A 12951-nucleotide genomic window follows, 5' to 3' on the forward strand; every position below is an offset into this window, starting at 1 on the left:
CTGGCTCTGCTTGATGTCACCATTTCAACATTGGAGGTTGCCTGCCCCGCTACTGCCGGCACGCCGCCTCCCACAACCCGTTTAGGTACGCGGCCCCGAGAGCCCGGTCATACAGCCCGTAGCCGGGACGGCCCCGTTCACCCCAAATCATGCGACCGTGATCCGGCCGAATCGGCCCCTCGTAGTGAAAGTCCGCCAACGCCTTCATGACCGCGTACATATCGACCGATCCGTCCGCACTCCGGTGACTGCTCTCGTAAAAGCGCTGCGGCCCGGTGACGCGGACGTTGCGGGCGTGGACAAAGTGCACCCGGCCTTGGGCCAAAAACTCGCGCAGCAAAGCGGGCACATCATTGTCCGGGTTCGCGCCGAGAGAACCGGTACACAGGCACAGCCCGTTGCTCGGCGAATCGGACAACGCCAGCAGACGGCGCAAGCTCGGCCCGTCCCGGAGAATGCGCGGAAGACCGAACACTGACCACGGCGGATCGTCCGGGTGGACGGCTAACTTGACGCCCGCCTCCGCAGCGGCCGGAGCGACGGCCTGAATGAAATAAGCGAGATGGCTCCACAGCGCCTCCTCGTCCACGTCCTGATACGCCCGCATCAGACCCGCCAGTTCATCGTCGCGGTAGCTGGCGTCCCACCCGGGAAGTTTGAGCTCTCCGTTCACCGGGTTCATCCGCGCAATTTCGTCCTCGTCATAAGCCAAAGTGAGCGATCCGTCCGGCAGCCGATAGTCCAGCCGCGACCGTGTCCAGTCGAACACGGGCATGAAGTTGTAGCACACCGTGTCGATGCCGGCCTGGCCGAGGCGGCGTACCGTCTCGATGAAGTTCTCGATGTAGCGGTCACGGCTCGGCCTGCCCAGCTTGATGTCCTCATGCACTGGCACACTCTCAATCACCGTCAGGTCGAGACCGTGGTCCGTAATCTGGCGCTTGAGCGCCGCGATGTGCTCCGTGGGCCAGACCTCACCGACCGGGACCGTATAGAGCGCGCTGACAACGCCCACCATCCCGGGTATCTGGCGAATCTGCCAGAGCTGGACCGGATCATCCGCGCCATACCAGCGAAACGACATCTTCATCCGCGCCGCGCCTCCCGGACTTGCCCCGCGACCGTTTCGGCCTTCTCGCGGATGACGGAATAGTCCCCTTGGGCAATCGCGTCTTTGGGCGTCAGCGCACTGCCGACACCCACCGCCAAAGCGCCGGCCGCCAAGTAGGTGCCAACCTGCTCCGGCTGGATGCCACCGGTGGGCATGAACAGGGTGCCGCGAAACGGGCCGAGCAGGTCCTTGAGGTACCCAGGTCCGACCGCCCCGGCCGGAAACAGCTTCAAAACCTCAGCCCCTGCGCGCAGGGCCGCCGCGGCTTCCGACGCGGTAAAGATGCCCGGGATATAGAGACACTTATACTTCTTTGCGGCCTGGACCAGGTCCGCATCGAAGTGCGGGCTGACCAGAAAATCGGCACCCGCATCCAACGCTTCACGCATCTGTTCCTCATACATGACCGTACCCGCGCCAATCACCAGCTTGTCCCCAACGTAATTGCGCACACCGGCAATCACCTCGGCCGCGGCAGGCGAGTCCATCGTCAGTTCCACCGCCTGCACGCCGCCTTCCAAGAGCGCCTCGACCACACGCTGCACGGCATCTACGGGCAGCCGTCGCAGCACGGCGACCACGCCCGCCTCACCGATGCGTTCCAGCAACCGCCCTGTTACCTCCGCCGTCATCGCCATACCCCTTCCGTCCCTTCGAGTTCCGCCATCGCCTCCGCCATAGATGGGTAACCGGTGTTATCGCCCACGCGCGTCACCGCGTACGCGCCCACCACCGCGCCCAAGCGAGCCGCCTTCTCGGTGGACCACTCGGCGAGCATACCGGCGATAAAGCCAGCGTTGAAGCCGTCGCCGGCCCCCACCGTATCCACCACCTGGGGCACCGGACAAGCCGGAACCCGCGTGATACGCCCATCCTCGCTGACGACCGCGCCCTCGGCGCCGCATTTCACCACGACGCCCCGACCGTGAAAGCCGAGGCTGCGTGCCTGCCGCTCCACCGCATCAGCTTGTGACGTGTCAAACAGGGCAGCCGCTTCCTCGTCGCCCAGCAAGAACCAGTCGATGCGCGGCAACAAGTGCTCAACGAGGGCCCTCCAATCCGGTTTCGCGGCCAGTTTGTAGCGAATGTTGACGTCAAAAGACACGGTGCTGCCGCCTGCCTTGGCCGCCGTCAAAAGCTCATCCGCTGCGGCCCTCGCGCCAGCGCCCAGCATCCACGTGATGCCGGTGGCATGCACCCACGTATACCCCCCGGCGCGCAGTTCTTGCGCGGGAGCCTGTACGTTCCACAACCCTTGCGCCATTGGCGAGGTAGATCGGTAGTAATACACCGAGGTGCCCTGCCTCAGGCCGCTCCAGTGTTTGAACAACAACGCGGTCGGGGCGGCCTGCTCCTCGACAAAGTGGACATCAATGCCCTCGCTCCGGGCCTGACGCAGCACAAGCTGGCCCAGCGGGTCTTGTCCGATGGCCGCCGCAAAAGCCACGTCCACTCCCAACCGTGCTAAACCGACGGCCGTATTCAGTTCCGCGCCCGCCGCGTACGGCGTAAGCGGCGAACCCTCCACATAGGGACCGGCGTGTTCCGGCACCATGGCCACCAGAGGCTCCCCAAATGTCAATACCCTGCTCGCCATGACCGTGCTGTCAAACCTCCTTACGCCTCAGCCGCGACAACTTGCCGGATGGCATCTTGCGGCCCCGCCCCGCGAATATTCCGCACCTGGTCACAAATCCCGACCACAAGTCGTGGGTAGACGGTCAAGTCCGCCCCCCACAGACGGGTATCCGCCAGCAAACGCTCGACCACAGCCTCCAGTCCCAACTCCGCCTCCTGGCCCCAAACGTCAAGGAGTGACTGCACCTGGGCCCCGTCATCGCGAATCGGCCACCCTTTTGCCCGCGCCGCTGGGTAGTACAACAACAGCCCCGCCAGAGCCAGCACCAGGCGTTGGGGCAACTCACCCTGCCGTTCGATGTACGCACTCAGCGTCGGCACCAGGCGGACTCGGGTCTTGGCCAGCGTGTTCAACGTAATGCTGTGCAGTTCGTGTTCCAAAAACGGATTGCGAAACCGCTCCAACACCTGCCTGGCAAACGCCTGCAGGGTCGCCTCAGGAAGTGACGGCGCCGCGATGGCGGGAATGATTTCGCGAAACGCCAGCTTCTCCACGAACGCCGCAAAGTCTGCATCAGCCATGACGTCTCCGACCGTTCGTTTGCCGGCCAACAGAGCCAGCGCCGACATCGCGGTGTGCAACCCGTTCAAGATGCGCACCTTTTGCAGCCGGAACGGGGTGACATCGTCGGTCATGTGGACGTTGAAGCCACATTCCGCCAACGGCCAGCGCTGTGCCAGCTGAGGGTCGCCGCTGATGGCCCAAAGGTGGTACGGCTCGCCCACGGTCAACAGCTCGTCCGTGTACCCAACGCGCGCAAACAACGCCTCTGCCTCGGCAGCCGCCGGATACCCGGGCAGAATGCGGTCGACCAGCGTGTGGCAAAACCGGTTGGCCGTGTTGACCCACTCGGAAAACCCAGCGGGCAACCGCCAGGCGGCTGCGTGACGAAGCACCAGCTCCCGCAGCAAGTCGCCGTTGTCATCCACCAGCTCACACGGGATGAGGGTAAGGCCAGCCGCAGGGTCACCGGCAAAGTGTTGGTAGCGGTGATAGAGATACGCGGTCACCTTGGCCGGGAACGATTCCGGCGTCTCATTGGGCCGGTACGCCTCCTCCGTATAAACCAAACCGCGTTCTGTCGTGTTCGAAATCAGGATATCAATTTCCGGCGTTTCGGCCAAGCGCAAAATTTGCGTCCAGTCGGCGTACGGGTCTAAGCCGCGGCTGACGGACGCCACCACCCGTGCCTCGTCCACCACAGCGCCGTCCGCCAAGCCGCGGAGCCAAACCGTATACAGTCCGTCCTGAGCGTTCAGACGGGCCACGTTCGCCGCGCCAGTACGGCGGGGGGCCACGACAACAATGCGCCCGCCAAAATGGCCACGCTCGTTCAATTCATCAATCAGCCAATCGGCAAACCCGCGCAAAAAATTGCCTTCGCCAAATTGGATGATCCGCTCTGGCCAGGAAACCACCCGCTCGTATCGATCTGGTTGGTGTGCCCGCAGCCATGGCATAGATAGCCGCTCCACTCCCGGGCTCCTCCTTTCAAGCGTTGTGAACCCAGGTGTGGGCCGGATCGTCATGCGGGATCATCACCCGGTCGATATCTCCCGCCATCACCCAGAGGTAATAGAGTTCATAGCCGGCCGCCGCACAAACCGGGTGATACCCGCGCGGGATGAGAAACACATCGCCGTGCTCCACGCGATACACCTCATCCAAGGACCGATCCGCCGTGTAAATCGCCTGCAGGCCGAAGCCCTGCTGGGGTTTGAGGCGATAGTAGTACACCTCTTCCATGCACGCCTCGACCCCGGGCTGGTAGTCGTCGTGCTTATGCGGCGGGTAGCTCGACCAGTTCCCGGGCAGGTTGAACGTTTCCCCGACGATGATGCGCTGAACCTTGCCCTCGGCCTCCTTGACCACGACGTCGTGGACGTAACGGCTGTAATTGTCCTTGCCGACCAGGCGCGGCTTCACGTCATCGGGGGTGACGAGGAACGGCCGGTGTTCCTCGGTCGCCGGGGCCTGGCAGACCGCCACCTCAAGCGGTGTGTTCCCGGTATTGGTCACCGTGAAGGCCGTCCGCACCGGCACGTATACTGCTGTCGCCCGCTCTGCAAATACGTCCGTGCGGGAGAGACCCTGGTACGTCTCGCCGCTGGAGGTAATGTCGCACTGTCCGGACAACAGCAACAGGACCGTTTCCACGTCCCCAAACTGCCCCTGGTGCGTGGCACCTGGCTCGAGCTTCAGTACGCCAAAGCGCAGAAAACGCAGGCTGCCCTCATTCTGTTCCCCGACCATTTCCCGATATCCGCTAAACTCTTGTCCTTTCACCAACAACATCGGTTCATCCCTCCACACACATGCGTTAATGTGCGTCCGGAAAGGGGTTAGGTGAGACCCATGCAGTGCGAGGAAGCAAGCCCAATATGCGAGCTGGGCCTGGTCCCTAGTGGGGCCTGGTCCCCAGGACTACAGTCCACTAAACTGTTGTCCCGTTCAGGCCGGCGATAGCCCTGAGACCATTTGGGCCGGGCGATAACCCTGGAAGTTCTGACCCCTTTCCGGACAGCCTTACAGCGTGACCCCGTCTTTGAAGATGGCAATCTCCCGATACCCAAACCGTTCGTTTTGGGTCTGAGTCAGGCCGGACGCCACATCGAGAATCTGTCGATAGAGCGCCGCCGCCAACTCGACCATCGCTGCGCCGCCGACCAAGCGCCCGGCGTCAAAGTCAATCCAGCTGCGCTTGTGCTCGTACAATTGGGTGTTCGTGGAGATTTTCAGCGTGGGCACCGGGCCGCCGAACGGGGTGCCGCGGCCCGTGGTGAATAAGACCAGGTGCGCCCCCGCCAGAGCCAGCGCGGTGACCGAGACCAGGTCGTTCCCCGGCGCCTGCACCAGTTGTAGACCCGGACCCGTAGCAGGCGCGCCGTACGCGCGCACCCCTGTGATGGGACTTTGGCCGCCCTTCTGGACGCAGCCCAGCGACTTTTCTTCCAGGGTGGTGATGCCTCCGTCCTTGTTGCCCGGGGAAGGATTTTCGTAAATCACTTGCCCGTGACGGATGTAATAGTCCTTAAAGTCATTGATGAGCTGTACGATGTCGGCAAATATCCCCTCATCCTGAGCGCGGTTCATAAGTATTGTCTCGGCGCCAAACATCTCCGGGACCTCCGTCAAGAGCGCCGTTGCCCCGCGCGCCGTAAACAGGTCCGCAACCCGGCCGACCAAGGGATTGGCCGTAATCCCGGAAAACCCGTCCGATCCGCCGCACTTCAGGCCAATGCGCAATTTCTGCACGGGCACTAAGCTGCGTTGAAACCGGCTGGCGTATTCCGCCAACTCGCGCAGGTGCGCCAGTCCGGTGGTAAACTCGTCGTCCACGCTCTGCAGGGCCATGAAACGAATCTTTTCGGGCGGCACATCTCCGAGCATCGTCTTCAAGGATTCGAATTGGTTGTTCTCACACCCCAGCCCGACGACCAGCACACCGGCCGCGTTGGGGTGACGGATTAAGCCGGCCATCGCCTTTTGCGTGTAGCCGAGATCGTCTCCCAATTGGGAACACCCGTACGGGTGTGGGAACGCGTATACGCCATCAATCCCGTGTCCCGCAAGTTCGGCATGAGCTACGTGGACCAGGCGCTCGACCATTTTGTTGACGCAACCCACAGTGGGCAGAACCCAAAGCTCGTTGCGGATGCCCACATCCCCGTTCTCACGCACAAAGCCCTCGAATCGGTCGGGCAGCGCCTCCAGCGTTTCCTCTACGTCCGGCGTGGCAAAGCTAGGCTGATACGTATAGGTCAACTTCTCGCCCAGCTTGGTCCGCAGGTTGTGCGTGTGAACCCATGCACCGCGGGTAATTGGCTGTGTTGCCTGACCAATCGGATAACCGTATTTCCGGATATCCTCACCGACAGACACGTCTGTGAGGGCAATCTTGTGCCCGCGCGGAATGTCCTCCAGCGCGACCAGAGGCCCCTCGGCCAGGTCCAGCACCTCGCCCTTCGCAACCGCTTCCAAGACGACCGCGACGTTATCCGCCGCGTGGATGCGCAAGGCTCGCCGCGCTGCCGTTTCCAAAACCGGCATGCACTCGCCTCCCTCACTTCTTCCTCTCCCTGGACTGTGCGGGATGCCCATCCAACCGTTCACAATCCCGAGCCTATGAGATGTTTTGTGAGACTACGTTGGATTATACCACACAAAACATCATAATACACTACAAATTTTTGACCAGAATCCACGGCCGTTTGTAGCGGACATCCTGCCAATCCACCGCGATTTCTGGATACGCCTGCAAAGGGGTCAACAGCTCCAAACCGTCATCCGTCAATAAAAACGTGTCTTCCGCTTTTGCCCCGGCCAAAGACGGATTCCAGGCCACCGCGTTGCCAACGGACAGCAGCTGCGACTGCGCCAAATCCGCGCGCAGCTCCCGTGACTGGAAGCCAATCAGTCCGCCCTGGTGATGCTCTGTCCAGGCGTCGGCAAAGCCGGTCTCTGCATACGCGTCCTGCGCGACGCGCAAGACCTCAGACAAGGACACCCCTGGACGTGTGGCGTGCAGCATCCGCGCCTCCACCTGCAGGACCGCCTCGTATCGTCGCGCGAGCGCTTCCGGAAGTCGGTCAAAGGCCACCGTACGCGTGGCCGCCGCCACCAGACCTTGGCTCCGCGCACATAAGGAGACAATGGTGTAACCGCCCAAAGGGTCAGACGTGGGCAGTGGATGGCGATAGAGGCCCGCACGCCGCTCCCCCGCAACCAGGAGAACGAGCGGATCGAGCCCTTGTGATACACAGAGGGAAGCCACTTTTCCCGCCAAATCTGCCTCCGTGTCACTGGCCTCGGCCGTTCGGCACGCTTCCTCCACCGCCCAGGCGGTAACTCGCCCCAGCCGCCGGTACGCCGCCACGTGCTCGTCATCCAGATGGATGCGCAGCTGCAGCATCGCCTCGCGCAGGTCGGCATCGGTCATGACTTGTCCTTCGCCGCGCCAAGTCTCCAGGATGGTGTTGCGGGCCGCCGCATCGTACCAAGGAACGGTATGAATCGTATCGGCCTGCAGTCCTTCCTCGGCGACCAACCGCGTCTGCTCAATGTTTGTGACAACGCTTTCCGTACGCTTGTGGGTGATGAATACCGCCGCCAGTCCTTGCTCGGACGCCACGTTGACGTGATACCGACCGCCGAACAGCCAGGCCAAGTTCACCGACTGTTCGAGAATCAGCCCGTCCAACCCGTGTTCTTCCAACAGCGACCGTACGCGCAGGACGCGCTCTTGGATGGTCATGACTTTGTCCCCTCCCAGGTTCCGGATGACTCCGCGAAGATCAATTCGGCCCCCTGCTCCTGAAGGGCGGCCACGACTTCCGCCGAGATCGCGCGATGGGTGACAATGGCGTCAATCTCGTCTACACGCGCATAGGAGACGAGGGCCGCCCGCCCGAATTTGCTGGCGTCGGCGACGCAGTACACCCGCTCTCCCGCCTGCATCATCGCTCGCTTCACCTCGCGCTCAGCACTGGACGCCGTGGTCAGTCCCTGGCGCGTGGAAATCCCGCCGGCCCCGAGAAACACTACGTCCACATGGTAGCGGCCAATCATCTCGACACACTCGGGCCCCGCCACGCAGGATGTCCCCCGCTGGTGCGCGCCACCGAGGACGACGAGCTGGACGTGGGCGGAGTTGGCCAACTCCGCCGCGATCACGACATCGTTAGTCACCACCGTCACGGAACGGAGTGCCAGGCGGCGGGCGATTTCCAGCGTGGTGGTGCCACTGTCGAGCATCACCGTGCTGCCGTCTGTCACCAGCGTCGCGGCAAAATCGGCCAAGACCGCTTTCTCCTCGACGTTTTGCCGCATCCGCTGCACGGCAGGCGGCACGACGTGAACCGGTTCGGCCAGCAGGGCCCCTCCGTGCGTACGCCTGGCGAGGCCCTCCGACTCGAGCTTTTTCAAGTCACGCCGAACGGTCTCCTCGGACACCCCGAACCGCTCTTTCAGGTCAGCAATGCGTACCGACCCTTCTCTGAGTAGAATTTCTTTCAATTTCTGCTGGCGCATCTCACCGAGCACCATCAATCTTCCTTCCCAAAAGGTCACACTGTCTGAGATTCTCCTACCCAGAAAACCTCATAACCTAGCAAAAGTCAACACCCTATGTCAGGACAATCCGCCCGAATTTCCGTTTTGTCGTCAGAACCCCTTCGCTCAAGGGCCCTGTCCTGTCCTGAACCCCCATCCTTGGCGAGGGCCTGCTCCTGGTAGGCTTCCAACAGCGGCCAAACTTCGGTCATAACGTTCGCCAGTGCCTGGTAGGCGGCCACTCCGGCTGCGTAGACCTGCTGCTCATGGGGTTCCGGTGTGTACACGGCCACCACTGGATTGGCGTCGCGCAAAGACTGGTTTGGTGTCCAGCCCAGGCTGCGGGCGGCCAACAGAAACGCGCCATAGGCAGCCGCGTGCAAAACCTTGGGCCTCTTTACCGGCAAACCGTATACACTAGCCTTGATGCGGTTGAGGGCTGCGTTTTCCGCCATGCCGCCGACCACTCGTACCGCTACAAGACCGGACACAGCACGTTGTAGGCGCCTGAGCACCTCATCAAGCTCGTAGGCTGTCGCTTCCACGGCCGCCCGCAGAAGGTGCTCCGGTCGGTGCCCGAGGGTTAACCCGCTCACCACCCCGGTCGCCTCGGCCGCTTGGGTGCGCCCTTTCCCCCCCATGAACAAGGGCAGCATCAGCACCCCCGCTGAGCCTGGGCCAGCCACATCCAGAAGGCGTTGGACTGCTTGCGTGTCAGTGAGGGATACTCCCACCAACGCACTTACCCACTCCAGGATGGCTCCCGATGCGGAGATCCCTTGTTCCAAAATCCACGCCCCATCCAGAACGTGCGGGGTGCAGCTTAACCCCTCCGCCATCACCGGGCGGATCGCCAAACAGGACATGTTGCTGGTGGTGCCGGAAGACTCCATCACCTCGTGCGGCAAAATGCCGGACCCCAGCACCTCACACGGCCTGTCCCCACCGCCAAGCAGGATGGGGATGCCGGATGCCAGCCCCAATTCCCAGGCCGCAGCGTCTGTCAGGCGACCCACGATGGTTTTCGGGGCGTACACGGGCGGCAGTTGATCTTCCCGCACCCCGCAAGCTTCGAGCAGCTCGCTCTGCCACCGCTTCTCTTGGACGTTGAACAGCATCGTCCGCGCGGCCAGGGTGTAATCGGTGGCGAGTTCGTGGGACAACCAGTAGAGCACATAGTCTTTCGGTTGCAAAAATGCGTATATGCGCCCAAACACATCGGGACAGTGACGCCGCAACCACAGAATCTTCCCGGCCGAATACGCGCTGCCGCCGGCCAGTCCGGTCCACACCTGAACACAATCGCCAAATGCGGCTCTCAGCCCTTCCGCCTCTGCAATGCCGCGTTTATCCAACCACAAAAGCGGCGGTGTGATGGGGCGCAGGTCCCGCCCCATCGGCACCACCGTTTCACGCTGAGACGTGAGGGCAATCATCTGCACCTTGACGCCGAGGGATTCTATGTCCAACTGAGCGACCGCCCGCCGCACTGCCTGAATCCACGCGTCCGCGTCCTGGCACACTTCTCCGCGAGGCACAGCCTGGCGTTCATACGCGACTGACACCCCGCGCAGCCACTGTAAACGAGCATCAAACAGCGCCGCCTTACAGGCGGACGTACCTACATCGATGGTCAAAACCGCTTCCTGCGCTTGCAACCGTGGCCACCCCTGAATCTATAAGAAAAGACACGAGCCTTATTCCGGGCTTGCTTACCACCTTCATTATCCACTTCACCGCCGTATCCCACAACGGGCACGGGTGCCCCCCAGCGGTTTTACCTATCGGACGTCTCTGGCTTTGAAGGTCTGCCGCAAAAAGGCGGCCGCCTGTTTCATCTCACGCTCCATGTCCGTCCAGACGCATTCGACCGAGATCGGCCCATTGTACTCAATCGTTTGCAGAGTGGCCGCAAAATCGATGTACGGATAGGCGTCACTTCCCGGATAGCGCCGATCCGTGTCCGCCACGTGCACGTACCCAACGTCAGGAGCGACCGTCAAAAGGTCAGAAAGCGGTTCCTGCTCCTTCATGATGTGGTACAGGTCAACCAGGAGCCGCAGTCGCGGGTGGTTGAGCTTCTGGACCAGCGCTTGCGCCTCAAGGAGACTGTTGAGAAAGTTGGTCTCCCCACGATTGAGAAACTCCAGGTTGACCGTGATGCCGTACTCCTCTCCCAATTCGGCTGCACGGCGCAGAACATTGCATAGCTGGTCTTCTGCCAGTTGGCGGTCGAATCCATCCGGCACCGCGCGCGATCCGCCCGACCCAAACGACACATGTTCTGCACCCAGTTCAGCCATGCGCCGAAAGGCCTGTTCTAGGTAAGCGTTTACCCAATCTTCATCGACCTCAGGACCAACGACCTTGATACCACCCGGCAGCAGAACATTGAACCCGCGTATCGGGACGCCAGCCGCTTGTACACGCTCTTTGACCGACCGCCATTCCTCTTCTGTTGGACACGAGACCACCGATGCCGCCGGCAACTCGGCAAAATCGAATCCCCCGTCCCGAACGTAGGGTAGCTGTTCGAGAGACACACAACAACCGAACTCCATCCTGGTCACCTCCCAGAAAATCGGAGCGAAAAGAACAACAAATCTATAATTATCATAAATCCAAACGAAAGGCGCGAAAGATTTGCTTCATGATTGGATTTCCTCATCTGAGCGTGGCAATCGTACTGTTCTACGCCACGAGCAAAGTCCGGCTTGCGTACATATCGGATGCCGTGTGCTCCACGGGCCCATCCTGGGGCGAGATGAACGGGCCTTCCAGGTGTGTGCCTGCATCTGGCTGGCGGTCAGAACGGTACCTGATACCTCTTTGAATGTGCGCCCGCGTACATCACACACAATTCCCACCGATTCCGCATGATGTAGGTTACAGAGCGATACATTGAGGTGCTCCTCATCCCCCGACGCGGAAACGCTGACTTGATCAATCTGTTGCCCTTCCATCGCGTAGGCTGGAGACGCGATATCCGTCTGAACCAGGTTCGCGCCCTGATGAACCTTGTACATATCAAACACATGATAGGTCGGCGTCAGAATCATCACGAATGGTATTTTGCTGGTACAGGAATGCCGGATTTGTGCCAGGCTCCACATCGTACCAAGTACCCCACTCGTCGACAATGAGGGCAACGCGTTTATCCGGATCGTATTTCGTCATGATGGCGTCGTGACGCTGAATCAGCTCTTCCATGTGCAGAGCATTCTTGAGGGTTTGGAACCACATCTTCTCATCAAAGTCGGTCGCAACCGCCACATTGCCTTTGGGCAAGGGGCGCACATCTGCCTGGGAGCGCCGCTCGCCCGGGTCGAAGGGGATGTGGCTTTTCGCACGCTGTTGCGCCGGATGCCCAATCTTCGACTGGATGTTCCGCGGGAGACCATCGCTTGGAATCGCGGTTTTTCGTTGCGCGGACTTGCTTCGCTACCGGTAAGGTTTTGAGAGAGTATCCGGCACGACCACTGGACGTTACTGGACGTGATTGCCGGCAACGGAATGATGGTTTAGACCATAGTGCCGCAATCGAGTCTGCACGCTACAAGTTCTCCCAGAAAAAAGGCACCCAACATCAGCGATTTGAGTGCCTATCTTTGCGTTTCGAAGTAAAGGAACCAAGTTAGTCCGCCGGCTTCAAGTGCATCAATACAATCGCGGGCCCTGGCCATTCGTACGGAGCCGGATTTGCGTAGGGGTTGTTGGCATTCGGCCATCCCTTGAATTGTTTATCATTGTATTCCGACCAATGCACGCCATAAAACAACGGAATCGCAGGCAGTTTATCGACCATGAGCAGTCCTGTAACGAAGTAATTTGAGGTTTGCGGCATGAAAAAACCTCCTGGTATCGTGGTAGTTGCCCAAACCAACCATCGACCAGGAGGGTGAAGCAACAATGGCTAAGAATGTGAACGCCAAGATTCAGCGCATCACGGAGGGGACTCTCATCGTCGGTATCGATATCGCCAAACACACGCACGTCGCACGTTGCGTGGATTGGCGAGGCATCGAACTGGGCAAGCCCCTCGCCTTCGAGAATACCATCTCTGGATTCGAAGGTCTAGAGCAGTGGCTAGCGGCACTCAAACATTCTCTTGCCAAAGGCGATGTCATGGTCGGTATGGAACCAACAGGGC

The 12951-nt window shown here is 60.9% G+C and carries 12 protein-coding genes and 2 pseudogenes; 2 read left to right on the forward strand and 12 right to left on the reverse strand.

Features of this window, described 5'->3' with window-relative positions:
* Nucleotides 1-49: 49 nt before the first annotated feature.
* The 11 genes and pseudogenes from uxuA to H522_RS22555 form a co-directional block, all read right to left on the reverse strand.
* Nucleotides 50-1090, reverse strand: a complete 1041-nt coding sequence (gene uxuA, locus H522_RS0112800) for a mannonate dehydratase (protein ID WP_026962631.1) — start codon at nt 1088-1090, stop codon at nt 50-52.
* On the reverse strand, nt 1087-1743 hold the full coding sequence (locus tag H522_RS0112805; RefSeq protein WP_035453825.1) for a bifunctional 4-hydroxy-2-oxoglutarate aldolase/2-dehydro-3-deoxy-phosphogluconate aldolase: 657 nt from the start codon (nt 1741-1743) through the stop codon (nt 1087-1089). Before H522_RS0112805 ends, uxuA begins: the two co-directional genes overlap by 4 nt.
* Entirely contained in the window at nt 1740-2666 is a 927-nt protein-coding gene (locus tag H522_RS0112810) for a sugar kinase (RefSeq protein ID WP_245578108.1), read from the reverse strand. The genes H522_RS0112805 and H522_RS0112810 overlap by 4 nt, the downstream gene beginning before the upstream one ends.
* 62 nt (nt 2667-2728) lie before the next feature.
* Entirely contained in the window at nt 2729-4225 is a 1497-nt protein-coding gene (locus H522_RS0112815; protein WP_051344242.1) for a tagaturonate reductase, read from the reverse strand.
* A gap of 16 nt (nt 4226-4241) precedes the next feature.
* Nucleotides 4242-5045, reverse strand: coding sequence for a 5-deoxy-glucuronate isomerase (gene iolB, locus H522_RS0112820; protein ID WP_026962635.1), 804 nt, complete (start codon nt 5043-5045; stop codon nt 4242-4244).
* A gap of 231 nt (nt 5046-5276) precedes the next feature.
* A complete protein-coding gene (locus tag H522_RS0112825; protein ID WP_035453828.1) occupies nt 5277-6800 on the reverse strand; it encodes a UxaA family hydrolase in 1524 nt (507 codons plus the stop codon).
* Between the two features lie 130 nt (nt 6801-6930).
* Nucleotides 6931-8004 (reverse strand): M24 family metallopeptidase, encoded by a 1074-nt coding sequence (locus tag H522_RS19295; protein ID WP_051344243.1) that lies wholly within the window; start codon nt 8002-8004, stop codon nt 6931-6933.
* The gene (locus tag H522_RS19300; protein ID WP_051344244.1) at nt 8001-8819 is read right to left on the reverse strand and encodes a DeoR/GlpR family DNA-binding transcription regulator; all 819 of its coding nucleotides are present in this window, start codon (nt 8817-8819) and stop codon (nt 8001-8003) included. The genes H522_RS19295 and H522_RS19300 overlap by 4 nt, the downstream gene beginning before the upstream one ends.
* A gap of 47 nt (nt 8820-8866) precedes the next feature.
* On the reverse strand, nt 8867-10459 hold the full coding sequence (locus H522_RS0112840; RefSeq protein ID WP_026962637.1) for a xylulokinase: 1593 nt from the start codon (nt 10457-10459) through the stop codon (nt 8867-8869).
* 123 nt (nt 10460-10582) lie between these two features.
* The gene (locus H522_RS0112845) at nt 10583-11362 is read right to left on the reverse strand and encodes a sugar phosphate isomerase/epimerase family protein (RefSeq protein ID WP_026962638.1); all 780 of its coding nucleotides are present in this window, start codon (nt 11360-11362) and stop codon (nt 10583-10585) included.
* 279 nt (nt 11363-11641) lie between these two features.
* Nucleotides 11642-12065 (reverse strand): annotated as a pseudogene (locus H522_RS22555) (alpha-L-arabinofuranosidase C-terminal domain-containing protein); the annotation flags it as partial.
* On the opposite strand from H522_RS22555, the pseudogene H522_RS22165 reads away from it, so the two are divergent.
* Nucleotides 12066-12260 (forward strand): annotated as a pseudogene (locus H522_RS22165) (cytochrome P450); the annotation flags it as partial.
* Nucleotides 12261-12435: 175 nt separating this feature from the next.
* Here the strand turns inward: H522_RS22165 and H522_RS0112860 are convergent.
* The gene (locus H522_RS0112860; protein ID WP_026962641.1) at nt 12436-12645 is read right to left on the reverse strand and encodes a hypothetical protein; all 210 of its coding nucleotides are present in this window, start codon (nt 12643-12645) and stop codon (nt 12436-12438) included.
* 65 nt (nt 12646-12710) lie between these two features.
* Between H522_RS0112860 and H522_RS0112865 the strand changes: the two genes are divergently transcribed.
* Nucleotides 12711-12951 (forward strand): IS110 family transposase (locus tag H522_RS0112865; RefSeq protein ID WP_026962585.1); only part of this gene is annotated, 241 nt, incomplete at its 3' end.

Source organism: Alicyclobacillus herbarius DSM 13609, from assembly GCF_000430585.1.
Taxonomy (GTDB): Bacteria; Bacillota; Bacilli; order Alicyclobacillales; family Alicyclobacillaceae; genus Alicyclobacillus_G; species Alicyclobacillus_G herbarius.